The organism is Sinisalibacter lacisalsi, from assembly GCF_014640115.1.
Classification (GTDB): domain Bacteria; phylum Pseudomonadota; class Alphaproteobacteria; order Rhodobacterales; family Rhodobacteraceae; genus Sinisalibacter; species Sinisalibacter lacisalsi.
On the sequence record NZ_BMGI01000001.1, the window covers coordinates 1 to 20,000 of the forward strand.

Annotated in this window: 16 protein-coding genes, 1 tRNA gene and 2 rRNA genes (1 of these 19 running past the window's edge); 14 read left to right on the forward strand and 5 right to left on the reverse strand. The window is 58.8% G+C overall.

The annotated features are described in order from the left end of the window. The first annotated feature begins 282 nt into the window (after positions 1-282). The 14 genes from IEW01_RS00005 to IEW01_RS00065 all read left to right on the forward strand — a co-directional run bounded on the left by IEW01_RS00005 (position 283) and on the right by IEW01_RS00065 (position 13,645). Positions 283-831 (forward strand): site-specific integrase, encoded by a 549-nt coding sequence (locus IEW01_RS00005; protein WP_268236800.1) that lies wholly within the window; start codon positions 283-285, stop codon positions 829-831. 239 nt (positions 832-1,070) lie between these two features. Further along, a complete protein-coding gene (locus tag IEW01_RS00010; RefSeq protein ID WP_188525564.1) occupies positions 1,071-1,283 on the forward strand; it encodes a helix-turn-helix transcriptional regulator in 213 nt (70 codons plus the stop codon). Further along, positions 1,280-1,798 carry a bifunctional DNA primase/polymerase gene (locus IEW01_RS00015; RefSeq protein WP_188525565.1) on the forward strand — a complete coding sequence of 173 codons (519 nt, stop codon included), beginning with the start codon at positions 1,280-1,282 and terminating at the stop codon, positions 1,796-1,798. The genes IEW01_RS00010 and IEW01_RS00015 overlap by 4 nt, the downstream gene beginning before the upstream one ends. Continuing rightward, positions 1,788-3,413, forward strand: a complete 1,626-nt coding sequence (locus IEW01_RS00020; RefSeq protein WP_188525566.1) for a phage/plasmid primase, P4 family — start codon at positions 1,788-1,790, stop codon at positions 3,411-3,413. The genes IEW01_RS00015 and IEW01_RS00020 overlap by 11 nt, the downstream gene beginning before the upstream one ends. A 37-nt stretch (positions 3,414-3,450) precedes the next feature. Next, complete coding sequence (locus tag IEW01_RS00025) at positions 3,451-4,032, forward strand: hypothetical protein (RefSeq protein WP_188525567.1); 582 nt, start codon at positions 3,451-3,453, stop codon at positions 4,030-4,032. Positions 4,033-4,194: 162 nt separating this feature from the next. Further along, positions 4,195-5,145, forward strand: a complete 951-nt coding sequence (locus IEW01_RS17650) for a hypothetical protein (RefSeq protein ID WP_229737985.1) — start codon at positions 4,195-4,197, stop codon at positions 5,143-5,145. A gap of 41 nt (positions 5,146-5,186) precedes the next feature. Then, a complete protein-coding gene (locus IEW01_RS00035) occupies positions 5,187-5,474 on the forward strand; it encodes a hypothetical protein (RefSeq protein ID WP_188525568.1) in 288 nt (95 codons plus the stop codon). A gap of 13 nt (positions 5,475-5,487) precedes the next feature. Next, complete coding sequence (locus IEW01_RS00040) at positions 5,488-6,585, forward strand: 3'-5' exonuclease (RefSeq protein WP_229737986.1); 1,098 nt, start codon at positions 5,488-5,490, stop codon at positions 6,583-6,585. 83 nt (positions 6,586-6,668) lie between these two features. After that, positions 6,669-6,971 (forward strand): hypothetical protein, encoded by a 303-nt coding sequence (locus tag IEW01_RS00045; RefSeq protein WP_188525569.1) that lies wholly within the window; start codon positions 6,669-6,671, stop codon positions 6,969-6,971. A 131-nt stretch (positions 6,972-7,102) separates the two neighbouring features. Beyond that, positions 7,103-8,134, forward strand: a complete 1,032-nt coding sequence (locus tag IEW01_RS17655; RefSeq protein WP_229737987.1) for a DEAD/DEAH box helicase family protein — start codon at positions 7,103-7,105, stop codon at positions 8,132-8,134. A 33-nt stretch (positions 8,135-8,167) separates the two neighbouring features. Then, complete coding sequence (locus IEW01_RS17660; RefSeq protein ID WP_229737989.1) at positions 8,168-9,859, forward strand: type I restriction-modification enzyme R subunit C-terminal domain-containing protein; 1,692 nt, start codon at positions 8,168-8,170, stop codon at positions 9,857-9,859. A 26-nt stretch (positions 9,860-9,885) separates the two neighbouring features. Further along, a complete protein-coding gene (locus tag IEW01_RS00055) occupies positions 9,886-11,301 on the forward strand; it encodes a restriction endonuclease subunit S (protein ID WP_188525570.1) in 1,416 nt (471 codons plus the stop codon). Then, positions 11,298-12,203 (forward strand): DUF5655 domain-containing protein, encoded by a 906-nt coding sequence (locus IEW01_RS00060; RefSeq protein ID WP_188525571.1) that lies wholly within the window; start codon positions 11,298-11,300, stop codon positions 12,201-12,203. The genes IEW01_RS00055 and IEW01_RS00060 overlap by 4 nt, the downstream gene beginning before the upstream one ends. Continuing rightward, on the forward strand, positions 12,203-13,645 hold the full coding sequence (locus tag IEW01_RS00065; RefSeq protein WP_188525572.1) for a type I restriction-modification system subunit M: 1,443 nt from the start codon (positions 12,203-12,205) through the stop codon (positions 13,643-13,645). Before IEW01_RS00060 ends, IEW01_RS00065 begins: the two co-directional genes overlap by 1 nt. Before the next feature lie 773 nt (positions 13,646-14,418). Here the strand turns inward: IEW01_RS00065 and IEW01_RS00075 are convergent. The 5 genes from IEW01_RS00075 to IEW01_RS00095 form a co-directional block, all read right to left on the reverse strand. After that, positions 14,419-14,495 (reverse strand) — tRNA-Met (locus tag IEW01_RS00075). Between the two features lie 188 nt (positions 14,496-14,683). Next, positions 14,684-15,940 carry an IS256 family transposase gene (locus IEW01_RS00080; protein ID WP_188525574.1) on the reverse strand — a complete coding sequence of 419 codons (1,257 nt, stop codon included), beginning with the start codon at positions 15,938-15,940 and terminating at the stop codon, positions 14,684-14,686. A 72-nt stretch (positions 15,941-16,012) separates the two neighbouring features. Beyond that, on the reverse strand, positions 16,013-16,888 hold the full coding sequence (locus IEW01_RS00085; RefSeq protein ID WP_188525575.1) for a glycosyltransferase: 876 nt from the start codon (positions 16,886-16,888) through the stop codon (positions 16,013-16,015). A 183-nt stretch (positions 16,889-17,071) separates the two neighbouring features. Beyond that, a 5S ribosomal RNA gene (gene rrf, locus IEW01_RS00090) occupies positions 17,072-17,186 on the reverse strand. Between the two features lie 86 nt (positions 17,187-17,272). Continuing rightward, positions 17,273-20,000: ribosomal RNA gene (locus IEW01_RS00095) — 23S ribosomal RNA — on the reverse strand; it runs 107 nt beyond the window's last position.

The window sequence follows — 20,000 nt, forward strand, 5'->3', positions numbered from 1 at the left end:
GATCTCTACTTCAGGTCTGTATCTATGGTCGGACATAGCGCCGGACCTACGCCGTGAGCCTCAAGTCAGAAAGACGGCCCTCCCCGGAGGCTTACGAGAGAACTGACCAGCAATCATGTCGATCGCCTCCATGCAAGTGTCAGTGAAGCCGGGCTCACACGTGCAAATCGTGTCCTTGAGGTCTTCAGGAAGTCCCTCAACCTGGCGATCCGCTGGGGCTGGATTGAAAAGAATCCAGCGGATGGTTTTCGCAGGAATCCAGAGCACCCACGTGAGCGCTACCTGACCCCCGCGGAATACGAGCGGGTATTTGAGGCCCTCGACAGAATGGAAAACCAACGAGCCGCCAACGCGATCCGCCTGCTTGTCCTGACCGGCGCCAGACGCGGCGAGGTTTTGTCCCTGGAATGGGGTGACCTCGATCTGGAGCAAGGCATATGGAACCGCCCGCCTCACAAGAGCAAGGACAGGATACGAAAACGTATCCCGTTGTCAAATGAGGCCCTAATCCTGCTTACGGCGATGGAAGAATCTGCGAATGGCAGTTACCTCTTCCCCACCTCAACCGGCACACATATGCCGGATCTGAACCGCCCTTGGGCTTGGCTCAAAAAAGAGACAGACCTGCTCGACCTTCGAGTTCATGACCTGCGCCACTCTTTTGCGTCGGTCCTGATATCTGATGGAGTACCGTTGGAGGCTATCGGCAAGCTTTTGGGCCACTCTCAGCATCAGACAACAATGCGGTATGCCCACTTGATGGACGACCCTCTCCGAAGTGCCGCAAATCAGTTCTCCGCCAGAGCACTTCGAGATCCGTCTCAAACTTGAGCGTTTGCTGCAGTAGCCAATGGGACGGTCGGACATTGTGGTGATCAGGCGCACCGTCTAGCCAAAAACGACTGGGACACGGGCAGTCTCTTGCGACTCGTCACAAGTGAGTCCGCCAACACATACTTGGCTGCGATTTCGGGAAATGTCTTTCTTTTCAGTCATTTCCCGAAACCCGGGATTCACAAAAAGACAATCTAAGCTATCAGTGTGCCATCGCGAAACAAACGGAGACAGCGATGTCAAATAACAACACACACCTGAAACCCTCGGAAGTCGGCGCCCTGTTGGGCGTCTCACTGCGCACTCTCAATCGCTGGCACGCGCGTCGCGTTGGCCCAGCGCGGTGCAAAGTCGGACGAACAGTCCTCTACCGCAAAGAAGCAGTCGACGCCTGGCTCGCACGAAACGAAACCCAGCCTTTGCGCACCTTCGAGGAGGTGCAGCAATGACGATGCTCGATCACGCACTTGAATACGCCGCTCGAGGCTGGGCAGTCTTTCCAGTTCACGGCATCGTGGATGGCATTTGCACCTGCGGGCAGGCGGACTGCAGTTCCGCCGGGAAGCACCCCTTAGGAGGCCGTGGGCTCAAAGACGCCACGACAGACCTCAACGCCATAAATGAATGGTGGTCCAATTATCCCGGGGCCAATATTGGGATCGCTACCGGTCCGATATCGGGTCTGTTCGTCGTCGACGTCGATGACGGGCCGTCCAAGACCGGTTTCGTGAGCTTGCAAACCCTCGAAGCTGAACACGGTCAGTTGCCTCGTGACGTTTGCGTTCGAACCGGCAGCGGCGGTCTGCACATCTACCTGATGAACCCTCAAATCAATGTCCGGAACAGCGCCGGCAAGCTGGGTGAAAACATCGATATCCGCGGGGATGGCGGATACGTCGTGGCTCCACCCTCACATCATGTATCTGGAAACCTCTATGCTTGGGAGGAACCCCATGTCGCCTAACCTTCGTGACCTCAAACTGCCCGTCGCGCCGACGTGGCTGGTTGAAAAACTCAGCCGGCCCACGCACCACGTGGCCAACACAAACGGAGCTCCCCTAGGGTTCATCAAACCAGGAGCCCGCAACAATAACTTGACAAGTTTGGCGGGATTTTTTCGCCGGCAAGGGCTCGATGAACAGGGGATCCTTGAGATGCTGCGGGCGGCGAACAATACCGGGACCGATCCTCTCGACGATCGTGAGGTGATGGGCATCGCCTCGAGTGTCTCGAAATACCCGCCGGGCCGTGGTGGGGACCTTTTTGACCTGCCAATCTCGCGCGGAATCGCGGCGACGATGGAGGGTTGCCGCTACGTCCCGGAATCTGGATGGACAGTGTTCGACGGCAAGCGTTGGGCCGCAGACCCGTCCGGAATTCTGGCTCGGGAAAAGGTCAAATGCCAGTTGGAGCAGTTCGTTCAAGCGGTGAAATCGAGCGGCGATTTGGAAGCAGCTCGTGAGGCCCATAAGTACCTCTCCAGCGCCAAGGTCAAGGCCATCGAGACGCTGGTGGTCAGTGATCCAGAGATCAGAGCGAGTGTCGATGACTTTGACTGCGAACCTGGTCTTCTGAATGTCCATAATGGGACCCTCAACTTGCTGACCGGCGATCTCAGGGAGCACGATCCCTCTGATTTTCTTACCAAGGTTGCTAACGTTGCCTACGATCCAGATGCAGATTGCCCGGCCTTCAAGCACGTCCTCGCCACGGCTCTGCCACCCAAGCACCAGGCCTTTCTGTTGCGCTATTTGGGCTACGCCCTGATGGGTGATCCAAAAGAACAGGTCTTCGCGATCCTGTACGGCGCTGGCGCGAACGGGAAATCGACCATCATCAACGCAGTGTCGCACCTCCTGGGGGACTACGCCGCGAACGTCGAGCCCGTGACATTGATCAAGCAAAAATCTGATCGGATCCGCACGGATATCGCCCGTCTTCATGGCGTATATCTGGCGGTCACTTCAGAACTCGCGAAAGGAGAGATCCTCGATGCGGCCCTGATCAAACGCTTCACCGGCGGGGACACAATCACCTCGAGGTCCCTCTACAGCAAAGAGTTTGAGTACAGGCCCAAATTTGCCCTGTTGATGACGACCAATGCCCTCCCCGTCATCGATGGCGCAGATCCGGCCCTCGCCCGGCGATTGCTCCTGCTTCCATTCAAGTCAATTGTCCCGGAAGACGAACGCGACGCAAGCCTGGGACGGACGCTTGAAGGCGAAGCGTCCGGGATCCTGAACCTTCTCCTGGAAGGATATCACGAGTACCATGAAATTGGTCTCGCCCTGCCGGATGACCTCAGGGCAGAGGCGGCTCAGTTCGTGGCCTCCTCAGACATGGTGCAGTCGTTTCTGAACGACACAACCGAGGCCGCAGAGGGCGAAACCGTTGGGGCGAAAGCCCTTTACCAGAGGTATCAGGTATGGTGCGGTATGGGCGGCCTACGAGCCCTGAGCATGCCTCAGTTCCGCCAGGAATTGCACAAGAAAGGATATCGCCAACAGCGATCCAAATCTGGCGTGGCCTGGGTAGGGGTGCGGCTGCAGCATCGGCCGGTGTTCAGCACCGCCGACTGACTTGGTGTAGGTGGTGTAGGTATTTTCCTAACCTCCCATGTTGGGAAAAAAATACAGGGTTTGGAAATATCCTACAGCACCTACACCGCCACCAAACTTTCAAGGCAAAACAGAACAAATTATGAACACTCTTCCCGCCGCAAAGCTCTTCAAAGAACCCGCCAATTGGCCGCTTATGCCTCCTTGGTGGCTCCTCTCCTCGACCGACGCCGCCGCCCTACTGAACATTAAACCAGCCACGCTGCACAGCTGGCGCATCCGCGGCCACGGACCTAGGGCATACCCACCCATGTACCTGCGACCCACGCAGGGTCGCCCCCTTTACTACCAGTACGGCACTCTCCGCGGTTGGGCCGCCGCGGCCCTCGGCATGGGCTATGAAATCGAGGATCAGTGCATAGACTTTTTCCATAGTGTTTTTCCCGTTCTCGCCGAAGGCTCAGGCACGATTGCTGGTCGGATCCGGGTATTCGAGGATCAGTTCCAGCAAGATCGTGAAAAAGTCCTAAGGGGCCAGACCGGAAACATGATCGATCGTGGCCATGTGCATCAACTCGACATCTACCGTGAGCGTCAACCGACACGTATCGGAAAGGCGCCGTTGATAGGTAGCATTTGAGACAGGGCGTTCGGGCACACCCCAAGCCGCCAATCGCATTTGGCCTTGCACGCAAATCCACATCAAAGAGCTACGAGCAAAATTTTTGCTCGTAGCTCTTTACTTTTCCGGCGAATCAGCTCATACATCAAGCACCGGAAATGCTCATTGCTTGGATTTAGAATGGATAACCTGGAACAACGCAAAAACGACTTTCATCAGCTCTACGACTTTGAGAACGACCCCGGCGTGACGCTCGCCCATTTGGTCCGTGCGGCAGGTGACTTTCTTTGTGAGATCGTCGGACGAAAGCATGCGGACCCGGCGATGAAGATCGCCCTTGGCCCGCTTGACCTGGGCGGAGAGGCAGAGGACGGATGGCGGGATCTCCTGGAGGAAAACGAAAGCATGGCATTCTCGGAATGGCCCATGGGGCATCTCCTGCATGATCTGAGCGCGTTCGCCCAATACGGAATCGACATCGCGGCTGAGCCCGGCGAAGACGCCACCGTGATTGAGGCACGACTCGCAGAAAAAGTCGAAACAGCCGAAAATTTCCTCAAGCGATGCCCGATGGACGAGTGGCTAGGCTCGGATCGGGCCGAACAACTCGAAAAGACCGTGGCGATGGCTCGTTGCCGGCTCTCACTTGATCGCAGCAAGCCGGTGGACCCCTTGGACCTCGCCGAGCTGGGGAACATCTCGAAAAGCCGAATGCGCGGCCTAATCTCCGGCAAGACTCCGCACCTTAAACGCGAGAATGGTTTGGTTCCGCCAGAGGTCGCTCTGACCTGGCTGGAAAAGCGGAAGGGCGACGGGTACCTGGCTTCTATCTGGCGCGAGCCGCAAACGCCTGCCGGCGAGACCGAAATGGAAACGCCAACTAGCCGTATCGTGCCCCGTGCGAAAGATGGGTCGATCTTCCACCCCGGACTCAAAACGGAAAACGGCTTTCGGATTGGCCCGAAAGGCAACGAACTCACCGTCGAAACCTTCGACGAGGCCTTGGCAGAACTACGGGACATGGAAGTTGCCTTCTGGCGGCGACCGAGTGCCACCAGTGGCAAGCCAGGCATCGTTCGTGAAGAAGATTGGGTACGGATTTCGAGCGCGGATTTCGCCTCTCAAACCTGAACACGTCGAGCAGCTTCAAATTCCCAGCGAAGGAGAACGCCATGCAAACCTGCTACCGCATGACCAAGCATGCACATGAACGCTCCACCGCGCGTTCCATCCCACCCGGCATAGCCCAAATGATACTTGACTATGGCATCTCACGGGAAGCTGGCGACGGTGCTCGGAAATTTGCCTTGAGCGGAGAAAGCTTGTCAGCACTTCGCCGCGACTTCGGGCGTGATTTCCCGAAAGTTGTGGAGTCATATCGCCGACGCGGCGCTTATGTTGTCGTCGTGGCCGACAAGATCATTACGGTCGCATTTGCTGACCGCCCCATTTTCAACTGATTTGATGGATCCAATGGCACATTCCCCCGAAGTCATCCTCGCCCAACTTCAGAACATGACACCCGCCCGGACCTTCGAGGCGCCCAAAGACGCACGCGGCATCTACGGCCTTATCGATCACGCTGGAGACCTGCGCTATATCGGTTCGACCAAGTCTTCTAAACAATCCTTCTATGTACGTATTCACGAGAAGCACCGGACTGGGTCGGAAGGCATGAGCCATTATTTCTCCGAGATGTACAACACTGGGCGCATGTGGCGGACACGCAAAGATCCTGCTACTGAGGCTGACGGCAAGATCGCGAAGGCTCTCCGCAACACCTTCATCGCCGAGTATTGTCGCGCGGTTTGGGTGGCCCTACCTGATGACGCCGATATTGCGGGACTAGAGGACGCCGTGATTGCCCTTGCGCCGGCTGAAGCCCGGAAATGGAATAGGCGCGGCTCCGAGAGATATGACGAGCCTGAAGACCTAGTCGACACGCTGATCGAAAAGGTAGGGCTCGGAGTTGCTGAACGCGCCGCTATCGATCGCCAACGTGCCCGTTACCTTGCGGTGGAGGAAAAGGTAGCTCCCGCACAGATTGCGCCGATCTTGCCCTCATTCCCGAAAGGTCCTTTCCGCTTTTTTGCTTTGGATGTTGAAACAGCTAACGGCCAACGCTCGAGCATTTGCCAAGTGGGGGTGGCTTGTGTTCGAACGGATGGCTCTATCGAAACATGGGTGAGCTACGTCAACCCAAGAACGCTCGATTGGTCTTGTACGGGGATCCACGGGATTACCAAACACACAGTCAAAGGCGCTCCCCAGTTCGAGCAAGTCCTTGCGGTCATCGCTCCTGAACTGAAAGGCCAAATTGTCTATCAGCACTCTGGCTTTGATCGCAGTGCCATCAATGCAGCATGCGACAGGGACGGCCTTGATGCCCCGGAATGGGCTTGGCGTGACAGCGTCAAGATCGCACGCCAAGCCTGGCCGGAGTTGAAGGGAAACGGGGGCCACGGCCTCGCCTCATTGAAGAACCATCTCGGCTTGGTGTTCAGTCACCATGACGCCGGAGAGGATGCGCGCGCCGCGGCTGAGGTTGTATTGCGTGCCCAAGGGGCGTGAAGATGCCTGGAGCAGGCAGCAGAAACTAAAACAGGCAGGTGTCTTGGATTTTAGGGGCACTTCACGCAACGAGGACTAATCTCATGCAAGAAATCACAATCACTGTTCCCAATGCGCCCGACGTGAAGTTGACTGGCAAGCATCTGGGGAACGCAAGCTCCGAACGACCGAACGTGAAGTTCTGGACCGAGTTGGACGCGTATCTCACCAAAGGCGGCAAGTACGTTGTCGTCACGCGCGGTGTGCCGCGCTACAGCAGTGGCAAAGAGAAGGTCCAGGTCGAGGTCTTTGAGGACAAAGATGAGCTTGTCGAGTTCATCGGGACCGGCTCGCTCGCGATGCGCCTCTATTCGGAGATGGGTATCGACTCCATCAGCATTGACTGATCCGAGCGTTTCTCGCGTGCACATACATACCCCTGCGTGGTGGCGTCGGACAACACTCGACCGATCACCTTCGGGTTGCGAAGTCCATTGAGGTCGTTACGGTGTGATCGTGAAATTCATAGGCCTCGAAAATGGTTGCACCGGAACAGATAGCGCGCGAGAGGATCGACAGGCTGCTTTCTAACGCTGGTTGGGACATCCAGGACCGTGACCAGATGAACCGCAATGCGGCGCTCGGGGTCGCAGTGCGGGAGTTCCCGCTCCCAGCGGGGCCTTGCGACTACCTGCTGTTCGTCGGTGGCAAAGCCGCCGGTATCATCGAGGCCAAGAAAACCGGAGTGACCCTGAGCGGTGTGGCCGAGCAGTCCGCAAAATACATGGCCAAGCTCCCCGATCACCTCGCGAGATGGCAGGACACGCTGCGCTTCGACTACGAGAGCACTGGCGACGAGACCTTCTTCCGCGACATGCGGGACCCCAAGCCCCGCTCGCGGCGCCTGTTTGCGTTCCACAGGCCCGAGACGCTGCTTGAATGGCAAGGGGGTAGCGATACGCTACGGGGCCGCCTACAGGCCTTCCCGGAGCTCAACACGAAGGGCCTTCGCGACTGCCAGATCGAGGCAATCACCGAGCTCGAGAAGTCGTTCGGCGACGACCGACCGCGCGCGCTTATCCAACTCGCGACGGGGGCGGGCAAGACCTTCACGGCTTGTTCCTTTTCCTACCGCCTCATCCGCCACGCGGGGGCCAAGCGCATCCTCTTCCTCGTCGACCGCAACAACCTCGGCGACCAGACGCTAAAGGAGTTTCAGAACTTCCTGCCCCACGGCGCCGCCAACCGTTTCACCGACACCTACATCGTCCAGCACCTGCACTCGCACCGGATCGACCCCGACGCCAAGGTGGTGATTACCACAATCCAGCGGCTTTACTCGATGCTGAAAGGCGAGGAGCTCGACCCAGAAGACGAGGAGGCTTCGGCCTTCGAGACGTGGCAAGGGGAGGAAGGCGAGGTGCCACCGCTGACCTACAACCCCGCCATCCCCATCGAGACCTTCGACTTCATTGTCACCGACGAGTGCCACCGCTCGATCTACGGCCTCTGGCGGCAGGTGCTTGAGTACTTCGACGCTTCGATCATCGGCCTAACCGCGACGCCCTAGAAGCACACGCTGGGCTTCTTCAACCAGAACCTTGTGGCCGAGTATCCCTATGAACGCTCGGTGGCGGACGGGGTGAACGTGGGCTACGAGGTCTACCGTATTCGCACCAGCGTGACGGAGCAGGGCGGTAGGGTGGAGGCAGCCGGGTTCCAGGTGCCGGTGCGCGACAAACGGACCCGAGCGGTGCGCTACCGCGAGCTCGACGACGACATCGACTACGAAGGCCGGGACCTCGACCGCTCGGTGGTGAACCCGAACCAGATCAGGACCATCCTGCAGACCTACAAGGACCGGGTCTTCACCGAGCTCTTCCCGGAGCGTTCAGGTGACTGGCTTCCTAAGACGCTCATCTTCGCCAAGGATGACAACCACGCCGAGGAGATCGTGCTCGCCGTGCGCGAGGTCTTCGGTGAGGGCAATGACTTCGCCAAGAAGATCACCTACCGCAACACCGGCGAGGACCCGAAGACGCTGATTAAAGCCTTCCGGGTGGACCCGTTCCCGCGTGTTGCCGTGACTGTGGACATGATCGCGACGGGCACCGACATTAAATCCGTCGAGGTCCTCATCTTTATGCGCGACGTGAAGTCGGAGGGGTATTACGAGCAGATGAAGGGCCGTGGGGTGCGCACCATACCCGATGCAGACCTGCGCGCCGTGACGCCCGACGCAAAGACCAAGACGCGCTTCATCCTGATCGATGCGGTTGGGGTGTCGGAGACGAAGAAGTCGGCCTCGCAGCCGCTTGAACGCAAGCGCTCGGTGAGTTTCGACGCGCTCATCGACCAGATCGCACAAGGCCGGCGCGACGAGGACGCGCTCTCGTCGCTCGCCGCCCGGCTCGCCGCGCTCGACCGCAAGCTCGACGACGAGGACCGCCAGAGGGTTGCCGAGCTTACTGGCGGCAAGACCCCACGCGACCTCGCCAACGCGCTGCTCGATGCCATCGACCCCGATACCCAACAGGACGAGATTGAGCGCAAGTATGGGCCGGTGACCACGCCCGAGCAGGAGAAGGCGGTGATCGACGAGATGGTGGAGGCCGCCTGCGCCCCCTTCGACAGCCCGGACGCTCGTAACCACCTCAAGCTTATCAAGCAGAAGACCGAGCAGGTGATCGACGAGGTCACCACCGACGAGGTGCTTGGCGCCGGCTTCGATCTCAAGCACGCGGAGGAGACGGTGACGTCCTTCCGGCGCTTCATTGAGGAGAACCGCGACGAGCTCACCGCGCTGCAGATCATCTACAACCAGCCCCGCGGGCAGCAGAAGCTGACCTACGCAGGCATCAGGGAGCTCGTGGAAGCCCTCACCGCGCCGCCGCACTACCTGACCACAGCCAACGTCTGGCAGGCCTTCAGGCGGCTCGAGGCGGCCAAGGTGCGCGGTGCGCCGGTGGATGACCAGCTCACCGAGGTGGTCGGCCTCGTCCGCTTCGCGCTGGGGCAGGACGAGCTGCTCGAGCCCTTCGCCGACAAGGTGGAACAACGCTTCAACCTCTGGCTCGGGCGTGAGAAGAAGGCCGGGCGGGACTACTCGGAAGCGCAGACGGGGTGGCTTCGCGCCATCGCCTCGTATATTGCGGCCAATGCCGAGATCGCGCCGCGCGACTTCATGGAGGTCCCCGGCCTCATCGAGCGGGGCGGCATCGTGGCCGCGCGCGCGGCCTTCGGGGAGGGGCTCAACGACATGCTCGATGATCTGCAGGGGGCGCTGGTCGCGTGATGGAGGATGGGCTTCCACAAAGTTGGATGAAGGTCCAGCTTGGCGATGTCTTGTCCAGCATCATCGGTGGTGGAACGCCCTCAAAGGACCGTGAGGACTACTTCCAAGGCGACATACCTTTGATGACCGTCAAAGACATGAGGTCAAGACGGCCGAGCGGGACCGGTTTCAATATCACCGCCGAGGCACTGGCCAACAGCAGCGCGAAGCTGGTCCCTGCAGATACTTTGGTCATCGCGACCCGGATGGGGCTCGGGAAGATCGTGCGGGCGCCGTTTGAGACCGCGATCAATCAAGACCTGAAAGCACTCTTCCCAGCCGAGGGCATGGACAAGTCGTTTGTTGAGTTCTGGTTTCTGTCAATGGCCCAGAGGATCGAGGCGATGGGCACCGGGACCACGGTCAAGGGGATTAGGTTGAATGGTCTGGCCGGTCTAGATTTTCCGCTGCCGCTCAGCGAAGAGCAGCGCCGGATCGTCGAGAAGATCGAGGTGCTCTTCGTCCAGCTCGATAAGGGGGAAGAGGCGGTGCGGCAGGTTCAGGGGCTGTTGAAGCGCTACCGCCAGTCCGTCCTCAAGGCCGCCGTCACCGGCGCGCTCACCGCCGACTGGCGGGCGGAGAACCGGGACAAGCTCGATCACGGCCGCGACCTCCTCGCCCGTATCCTCGACACTCGCCGCGAGACGTGGGCCGGCCGAAGCCGCTACAAGGAACCCGTCACCCCGGACACCTCCGACCTGCCCGAGCTGCCCGAAGGGTGGGTGTGGGCGGCGGTTGACGCAGTGGGAGAAGTGACGACCGGCGCAACGCCTGCGTCTGCGAAGAAGGACGCCTTCTTCGGTGGAGACATCCCGTTCCTAAAACCCACCGATCTGGATCAGGGTGCTTTGGTCGCCGAAGCTCGGGAGTTCCTCACGGATGCAGGCGCCGACGCGTCGCGGACCGTGCGCAAGGGCGCGGTCTTGGTCACGTGCATCGGTGCGACTACGGGAAAGACCGGGGTCAACAGGTTCGACCGAGCGGCCTTTAACCAACAGATCAACGCGGTCGAACCTTTCGACACTGTGGCCTTGGGAGACTATCTGTACTGGGTGTTCGTCGGGAGCGCGTTCCAAGCACAGATATGGGCCAATGCCGCAGCAACGACCTTGCCGATCATCAACAAATCAAAATTCAGCAGGTTGCCAGTGCCCGTGCCCTCTGTCGCTGAACAGTCCGTGATCGTCGCGGTAGTCGAAGCTCAACTGGCGCGAGCAGATGAACTCGAGAGGCTCTGCGAAACGGAGCTCGCCCGCGCCTCCGCCCTGCGCCAGTCGATCCTGAAACAGGCCTTCGCCGGCCGCCTCGTCCCGCAGGACCCGGCCGACGAACCCGCCAGCGCGCTCCTCGCCCGCATCCGCGCGGCGGCACCCGGGAAGAAGACCAGAAAGGCCAAGGCATGAGTGACATCAAGGTGTTCCGCCGGCAGGGCAGCGCCTTCGCCGAGCTCGCGGGGTCCACCGCCCCGCTGGAGAAGGCGTTGCAGACCCAGTTCGAGCACAACCTCGACGCGCTCCTCGGGGTCCGCTTCCTCGCCTCCGAGTACGTCACCAGCAACGGCGGGCGCATGGATACGCTGGGGCTCGACGAGAATGGCTCGCCGGTGATCATCGAGTACAAGCGCACGTCGAGCGAGAACGTCATCAACCAGGGGCTGTTCTACCTCGACTGGCTCATGGACCACCGCGGCGACTTCGAGGTGCTGGTGATGAAGGCGCTGGGCGCCAAGGCCGCCGAGCATATCGACTGGACCGCACCACGCCTGATCTGCATCGCTGCGGACTTCACCAAGTACGACACCCACGCGGTCAACCAGATGGGCCGCAACATCGAGCTGGTGCGATACAAGACCTTCGGCGAGGAGCTGCTGTCGCTTGAACTCCTGACCGCCGTCTCGGCCGCGCCGGCACCCAGTGTTGACGGCGGGGCGCTGCCGAAGGCGGTCAAGTACAAGACCGTCTCGGACTACCTCGGCGACGCCGACACCGACCTTGCCAACCTCTATGCCGATCTTGAGGCCGTGCTCATGAGCCTCGGCGACGAGGTGATCAAGAAGGTCCTGCAATTCTACATTGCCTTCCGCCGGATCAAGAACTTCGCCTGTGTAGAGGTGCGGCCACAGCTTGGGGCTTTACGGGTCTATCTCAAGGTGAACCCGGAGACGGTCGAGCTCGAAGACGGCTTCTCCCGCGATGTGCGCAAGGTGGGCCACTTCGGCACGGGAGACCTCGAACTCACCATCAGGTCGCACGCCGATCTTGAATGGGCGAAGCCGCTCATCTTGAAATCGTGGGAGGCCTCCTGATGACCAGAGAACAGCTTGTCTCCAAGGTCTGGAACTACGCACACGTCCTGCGCGATCAGGGTGTCTCCTATGGCGACTACGTCGAGCAGATCACCTTCCTCTTGTTCCTCAAGATGGACCAGGAGCGCGTGGAGCTGCTCGGTGAGCCCTCGTCAGTGCCGCCCCAATGGAATTGGGCCGCGCTGGTCGCGGAGGACGGAGAGGCCCTAGAGGCGCAGTACAGGCGCGCTCTGGAGGCGCTCGGAAAGGAAGACGGGCTGATCGGCACCATCTTCCGCAAGGCGCAGAACAAGCTCTCTGACCCCGCCAAGCTCAAGCGGGTGGTCAGCCTGATCGACACGGAAGGCCCGTGGATCGGCATGACCGTGGACGTGAAGGGCGAGATCTACGAGGGGCTCCTCGAGAGGAACGCTTCCGAGGTGAAGTCAGGCGCCGGCCAGTACTTCACGCCCCGTCCGGTGATCGAGACCATCGTCTCCTGTGTGGCCCCGCGCATCGGCGAGACCGTCTGCGACCCGGCCTGCGGCACTGGCGGCTTCCTGCTCGCCGCTTATGACCACATGAAGGGCCAGTCGCAGGACCGCGAGAAACTCCGTGAGCTTCGGCACTCCTCTTTTCACGGGGTCGATATCGTCGACGAGGTGGTGCGCCTCTGTGCGATGAACCTCTACCTGCACGGCATCGGCAATGGCGGCAGCCCAGTGGTGCAGCGCGACGCGCTTGCCTCCGCCGGGACTGACCGCTTTGACGTGGTGCTGACCAACCCGCCCTTCGGGAAGAAATCCAGCTACAAGGTGATCGGCGAGGATGGCCAAGTCACGACCGAGCGGGAGAACTACGAGCGCGACGACTTCAAGTTCACCACCTCGAACAAGCAGTTCAACTTCCTGCAGCACATCATGACGATCTTGGATGACACCGGCCGCGCTGGCGTGGTGCTGCCTGACAACGTGCTCTTCGAGGCCGGCCGGGCCGGGGAGGGCATCCGTAAGCGCCTCCTCGAGCAGTTCAACTTCCACACGCTACTTCGACTGCCCACCGGCATCTGGTACAGCCCCGGCGTGAAGGCGAACGTTCTGTTCGTCGACAAGCGGCCAGCGTCGCGCGAGGCGCAGACACGGGAGCTTTGGGTCTACGACTACCGGACCAACGTCCACAAAACGCTCAAGACCAAGCGCCTGGTGCGGGAAGACTTCGACGACTTCATCAAGTGCTACAACGATAGGCAGGAGACGGAGAGGTTCCGTCGCTTCACTTACGAGGAGTTGGTCGCCCGAGACAAGCTCAACCTCGACATCTTTTGGCTCAAGGACGACAGCCTCGAAGACCTGGACGCCTTGCCGGAACCGGACGTGCTGGCCACAGAGATCGTTGAGAACCTCGAAGCGGCGCTCGAGCAGTTCCGCAGTGTCATAGGGGACCTTAATGAGGTAGTGGAGTAGGTCGCCGAAAGTTCCTGGCTGCCCTCGCAGAAATGAGGCACGCCAATTCAATCTGGCGCTAGCCCCGTGTTCAGGCATAGATGCGTTTAGCAAACGTACCTTCAGGATTGCAACTATGGCTCAATCTATGAAAACTCGATTTGAGGAGAAAAACGGTGTCTAGAGGTTTTCACTTGGTTTCATTCTTGGCAATAGCAGGTACAGCGTCGGTTCTCGCGTCCTGCGAACAAAGCCCCTACGGCAGAGATGAGTTTTCGACGGTTGTCGTTGATGAATACACATTTCGGGTTTCGAAGGCCGGCAGCGCTTGGGTCTCTTGGTGGGTACAAGACAATTTCCTCGTGGACTTCATCCCTCCTTTGCCTGTTTTGAAACCGAAACAGATTGAAGCTATTGAGCGAGCATCTGGCTGCAATGTTCTGGCTGCGGAGTACTTCGCAGGCGCGGTGCAGCCAGCCTACCTTCAAGCCAGTGTCGACTGCTGAACATGGGAAACGCTATGGGCATTCAATGTCAACGAGGTTCGCTAGATGTGTCCTAGCTTAATGGCGAGGCAATTCTCTGCACCAAAGTGAACCACCTGGATTACCCAAATCTTCCTGTGGCTAAATCTGGAAGAGTGATGTGCGTTCAGGTGCTGAGGACCACAAAAAAGGTGTACCGGGGGCGGTTGCCGTTACATCGCTCTGAACGAAAACCATTGCCTTATCGGACACATGACGGACATAAACAAAAAGGCCTCGAGCAAAAACTGCTCAGAGGCCTTATTTTGTTGGTTGCGGGGGCAGGATTTGAACCTGCGACCTTCAGGTTATGAGCCTGACGAGCTACCGGGCTGCTCCACCCCGCGCCAATGGCGTGAACCTAGTCTCAACGGACGGGGAGTTCAACACGAAGAACGAAAAATATGTGTCAATTCGAAGAATTAGAGGATTTCTGCCTGCGATGCTCGTTCGCCCGGGTTGGTTGGGTTATTTCGCAGCCATTGCGGTGACGGCATGCGGCTCGGAGATATGCGCGGAAGTTGGTAACGCCTGATCAGGCGGCAGTTTGAAGTTGGCGGAGGCCGTCGCGGAACTCAACCCCTTGGATGATCTCGGGCAGGCGGTTTCGGCCGTCGAGTTTGCGCCATTTCTTCTGCGCCGACATCATCAGCTTGAAGGCCATGGCCAGACCGGTCTTTCGGCTGAGACACCCCTTGGTGCGTTTCGTTCGATGTCGGACGGTGGCGAAGGTGCTCTCGATCGGGTTTGATGTCCGGATGTGTTTCCATTTTTCCGCCGGGTAGTCGTAGAAGGTCAGCAGCGCGTCCCGATCCTTGACCAGCTTGGCCACCGCCTTGTCCCATTTCACCCCATAGGTTTCGACGAAGAAATCGAAGGCGGCGTTGGCTTTGGCTTTGGCTTTCGTCGCGGCCTGCCAGATGTCGTGCAGATGCGCCTTCGCCTTGGCTTGGATGGATTTCGGGAGCGCGTTCAGCACGTTCATGATCTTGTGGACCCAGCAACGCTGCTCCCGCGTCGTAGCGAACACCTCGCGCAGCGCGGTCCAGAACCCCAGGGCACCGTCACCGATGGCCAGCTTGGGGTCCCGCTTCAGGCCGCGGCGCTTGAGATCGAGCAGCACCTCGCGCCAGCTTTGGGTGCTTTCGCGGAAGCCGTCGGTCATCGCCAGCAGTTCCTTGCGGCCGTATTCGTCCGCCCCGACGATCACCAGAACACATTGTTTTTCCTCGGCAATGCGGGGTTTGAAGTAGACCCCGTCCGCCCAGATGTAGAGAAAGCGCCGGTTGCCGAGGTCGCGTTTTTGCCAAGCCTCGTAGTCTTTCCACCAGCCGGCCTTCAGCCGCGTGACGGTCTTGGCAGACAGGCCCTTGGCATTCGGGCCAAGCAGCGCCTCCAGAGCCTCGCTGAAGTCGCCTGTGGACACGCCCTTGAGGTAGAGCCACGGCAGCAGATCCTCGACCGACTTTGCCTTACGCAGATACCGCGGCAGGATGCTGGGCGTGAACGTGACCTTGTCTTCGCCAGCACCCCTATCCCGCACGCGTGGCACCTTCACGGGCACCGGACCAATGCCGGTCATCACCTCGCGTTCGGGCAGATGACCGTGTCGGACCAGGCGTGCCCGCCCGTCCTCGAGCTTGTCCCCGGAAAAGGCGTTCATGAGCGCGGCCAGCTCGGCGTGGATCGCCTGTTCGATCAGCTTGCGCGCTCCATCACGCAGAACGTCGGTGAATGGGTCGGAGCCAAATCCTGATGGATCGAGCAGTTCAGTGATGGTACTCTCTGGCATGTGGCATATCCCTTTCTCGGCTGAGAATTGACGGCGTCTGGACACCGCCATGATATGCCGCCCCTCAGGGCATCACCAACTTTTGCGCGTTTCTCGCGGCTCGCGGAAGCCTTCGGCCGACTTGATCCAACGGCGTTTCACCCGGCGTAAGTTGATCGCGAATCGTTCCTCCATGAAGGCTTGCGTGTTCTTTCGGTCCAACGGATATCTGCCGGACCGTTTGCCGAACTGCTCGATGCTGCTGTCGTTGCTGTGATGAATCCCACGCACGAACATCGGTTTATCGGCATGCATCAGGATAGTCATCTCGTGCCAAAGGCGCATGTGATGGAAATCGAGCACGGATTTGGCCAGGTCCGGGCGGATGTAGACGACCATTCCGGGCGCCCACCAACGTGCTGTTATGGGTTTGACCTTGCAGTCATCGCGCGAGGTGATCAAGACGACCCCGCGCGTGTAGTCGACCCCGAACAGTCCATTGCGCTCGAAGAGCGGGTGGATTTCGGCGAAGACGGCCCGGGTTTCGGCAACGAAGTCGACCGCTATCGCGTCGTCATCATCGAGCCGGAACTCGGCGACCGCTGCGGCATTCTCATCGCGCCGGTCGAGCATGACCTTTCGGATCAGGTCCTGTTGCGGCTGACCTTCGGGCTCGAAAACCACTTCGACCTGGGGGACGTCGGCCACCAGGTCGAGAACCTGGGTTCGATAGGGTTCGGGCATTTGATCGCCCATGAGCAAGACGAGGGTGAAATCGGGGTCGGTCTGGGCCCGAAGGGCGGGGAGCACGACCTCTTCAAGGAGGTACAGCCGATGCCGCATGCGGTGGTCCGCATAGAGCGCGGCGCGGGCCGACGCGAGATCGTCCGGAGTCCGGCGGAAATCGGCCGGATCAGCCGGGTAGGACCAACGGCAAATGCCGATGACCTGCACATTCTTCTGGAGCATAACGCCTTTGCCTCAACTGCTTCGTTTTTTGAGGCAATCCTCCGAACAACCGGGTAATTTGAAAAGCCACGCCGCCGCATTGGGCGACACATGTTGCAATTCCGTCACGCCTGCCGGTGAAAGAGATCATTTGTTATGCGGGGATATCATCGTCGTAGAGAGATACTTTCGGTTCCTTACTAGGTTTGGCGGTGACCTACTCTCCCACGTCTTAAGACGCAGTACCATCGGCGCAACGGTGCTTAACGGCCGAGTTCGGGATGGGATCGGGTGTTTCACTCGTGCTATGACCACCAAACCAAGAAAGAAACCGAAAATCCAAGTCGAGTACATTTATTTGGTATGTATGCTTTCGATCGACCAGAAGCCTTGCTGCTACTGGATCAAATCAAGCCTATCGGGCAATTAGTACCGGTCAACTGAACGCATTGCTGCGCTTACATCTCCGGCCTATCGACGTGGTGGTCTTCCACGGCCCTCAGGGATACCTGGTTTTGAGGGGGGCTTCCCGCTTAGATGCCTTCAGCGGTTATCCTGTCCGAACATAGCTACCCTGCACTGCTGCTGGCGCAACAACAGGTCCACCAGTGGTTCGTTCACCCCGGTCCTCTCGTACTAGGGGCAACTCCTCTCAAGTATCCTACACCCACGGCAGATAGGGACCGAACTGTCTCACGACGTTCTAAACCCAGCTCACGTACCTCTTTAAATGGCGAACAGCCATACCCTTGGGACCTGCTCCAGCCCCAGGATGAGATGAGCCGACATCGAGGTGCCAAACGGTGCCGTCGATATGGACTCTTGGGCACCATCAGCCTGTTATCCCCGGCGTACCTTTTATCCGTTGAGCGATGGCCCTTCCACTCGGGACCACCGGATCACTATGGCCGTCTTTCGACTCTGCTCGACTTGTCAGTCTCGCAGTCAGGCTGGCTTCTGCCATTGCACTCAACGAGCGATTTCCGACCGCTCTGAGCCAACCTTCGCGCGCCTCCGTTACTATTTGGGAGGCGACCGCCCCAGTCAAACTACCCGCCACGCAGGGTCCCGGATCCGGATAACGGACCGCGGTTAGACATCAAGCAGAACAAGGGTGGTATCTCAAGGGTGGCTCCACAGGAACTAGCGTCCCTGCTTCAAAGCCTACCACCTATCCTGCACATGTTGTGCCTGATGCCAGTGCGAAGCTGTAGTAAAGGTGCACGGGGTCTTTCCGTCTAACCGCGGGAAGCCTGCATCTTGACAGGCAATTCAATTTCGCTGAGTCGATGTTGGAGACAGCGGGGAAGTCGTTACGCCATTCGTGCAGGTCGGAACTTACCCGACAAGGAATTTCGCTACCTTAGGACCGTTATAGTTACGGCCGCCGTTTACCGGGGCTTCATTTCGGAGCTTGCACCCCTCCATTTAACCTTCCGGCACCGGGCAGGCGTCAGACCCTATACGTCGTCTTGCGACTTCGCAGAGCCCTGTGTTTTTAGTAAACAGTCGCCACCCCCTGGTTTGTGCCCCCAGCCTCTAGTTGCCTAGAAACTGGGCCTCCTTCTCGCGAACTTACGGAGGTATTTTGCCGAGTTCCTTCAACATCGTTCTCTCAAGCGCCTTGGTATTCTCTACCAGTCCACCTGTGTCGGTTTAGGGTACGATCTAACGGAGGGCTATTTCCAGGAACCTCTAAGCGGCCCTTCCAATCCGATAAGGAAGAACAACCTTCGAGATCCGTCACATCCTCCTGGCCCAGGAATATTAACCTGGTTCCCATCGACTACGCCTTTCGGCCTCGCCTTAGGGGTCGGCTTACCCTGCTCAGATTAGCTTTAAGCAGGAACCCTTGGACTTTCGGCGACAGGGTCTCTCACCCTGTTTGTCGCTACTCATGTCATCATTCTCACTAGTGATCTCTCCACCGGATCCCTCACAGGCCGGCTTCACAGAAAACTCCTATCCTCCATTGCACCCGAGGGCGCAGAAGAGGAACGGAGTTATGTCACACTACGCTCCGCTACCGCGTGCACCGAAGTGCACACCCAAAGCTTCGGCTCGTGGCTTGAGCCCCGTTACATCTTCGCCGCAGGACAACTTAAATTAGACCAGTGAGCTGTTACGCTATCTTTAAAGGATGGCTGCTTCTAAGCCAACCTCCTGGTTGTTTTGGTCGTCCCACCTGCTTTCCCACTTAGCCACGAATTGGGGGCCTTAGCTGTTGGTCAGGGTTGTTTCCCTCTCCACGACGGACGTTAGCACCCGCCGTGTGTCTGCCGTATAGTACTTCCCGGTATTCGGAGTTTGGTTAGGATCAGTAAGCCTGTGGGGCCCCATTACCCATCCAGTGCTCTACCCCCGGGAGTATTCGTACGACGCTCTACCTAAATAGATTTCGCGGAGAACCAGCTATCTCCGAGTTTGATTGGCCTTTCACCCCTAGGCACAGCTCATCCCGATCCTTTTCAACGGATGTGGGTTCGGCCCTCCAGTAAGTGTTACCTTACCTTCAGCCTGGCCATGCCTAGATCACTCGGTTTCGGGTCTGATCCCACGAACTCATTCGCCCTATTAAGACTCGCTTTCGCTGCGCCTACACCTATCGGCTTAAGCTTGCTCGTGAGACCAAGTCGATGACCCATTATACAAAAGGTACGCCGTCAGCTCTCAAGGAGCCTCCGACTGATTGTAGGCGTTCGGTTTCAGGTACTGTTTCACTCCCCTCGTCGGGGTGCTTTTCACCTTTCCCTCACGGTACTGGTTCGCTATCGGTCAGCAAGGAGTACTTAGCCTTCGAGGGTGGTCCCCCGATCTTCAGACAGGATTTCACGTGTCCCGCCCTACTTAATACGTCCAATCATGCTTCCCATACGGGGCTGTCACCCACTATGGCCTGGTTTTCCAACCAGTTCTGGTCACATTCATGGCTCGGCTGGTCCCCGTTCGCTCGCCGCTACTAGGGGAGTATCTGTTGATTTCCTTTCCTCCGGGTACTTAGATGTTTCAGTTCCCCGGGTTTGCTCTTAAAACCCTATGTATTCAGGTTTTAAGTACCTGTTTCAGCGCACTATAAATTACCCGAAGGTAATTATAATGAACTGTCAGGTGGGTTGCCCCATTCGGAGATCTA

Excerpts from the sequence above, each read along its gene's own strand:
- IEW01_RS00010 (WP_188525564.1), top strand. The coding sequence starts at position 1,071 with ATGTCAAATAACAACACACACCTGAAACCCTCGGAAGTCGGCGCCCTG.
- IEW01_RS00015 (WP_188525565.1), top strand. The coding sequence starts at position 1,280 with ATGACGATGCTCGATCACGCACTTGAATACGCCGCTCGAGGCTGGGCA.
- IEW01_RS00020 (WP_188525566.1), top strand. The coding sequence starts at position 1,788 with ATGTCGCCTAACCTTCGTGACCTCAAACTGCCCGTCGCGCCGACGTGG.
- IEW01_RS00025 (WP_188525567.1), top strand. The coding sequence starts at position 3,451 with ATGTTGGGAAAAAAATACAGGGTTTGGAAATATCCTACAGCACCTACA.
- IEW01_RS17650 (WP_229737985.1), top strand. The coding sequence starts at position 4,195 with ATGGATAACCTGGAACAACGCAAAAACGACTTTCATCAGCTCTACGAC.
- IEW01_RS00035 (WP_188525568.1), top strand. The coding sequence starts at position 5,187 with ATGCAAACCTGCTACCGCATGACCAAGCATGCACATGAACGCTCCACC.
- IEW01_RS00040 (WP_229737986.1), top strand. The coding sequence starts at position 5,488 with ATGGCACATTCCCCCGAAGTCATCCTCGCCCAACTTCAGAACATGACA.
- IEW01_RS00045 (WP_188525569.1), top strand. The coding sequence starts at position 6,669 with ATGCAAGAAATCACAATCACTGTTCCCAATGCGCCCGACGTGAAGTTG.
- IEW01_RS17655 (WP_229737987.1), top strand. The coding sequence starts at position 7,103 with ATGGTTGCACCGGAACAGATAGCGCGCGAGAGGATCGACAGGCTGCTT.
- IEW01_RS00055 (WP_188525570.1), top strand. The coding sequence starts at position 9,886 with ATGAAGGTCCAGCTTGGCGATGTCTTGTCCAGCATCATCGGTGGTGGA.
- IEW01_RS00060 (WP_188525571.1), top strand. The coding sequence starts at position 11,298 with ATGAGTGACATCAAGGTGTTCCGCCGGCAGGGCAGCGCCTTCGCCGAG.
- IEW01_RS00065 (WP_188525572.1), top strand. The coding sequence starts at position 12,203 with ATGACCAGAGAACAGCTTGTCTCCAAGGTCTGGAACTACGCACACGTC.
- IEW01_RS00080 (WP_188525574.1), bottom strand. The coding sequence starts at position 15,940 with ATGCCAGAGAGTACCATCACTGAACTGCTCGATCCATCAGGATTTGGC.
- IEW01_RS00085 (WP_188525575.1), bottom strand. The coding sequence starts at position 16,888 with ATGCTCCAGAAGAATGTGCAGGTCATCGGCATTTGCCGTTGGTCCTAC.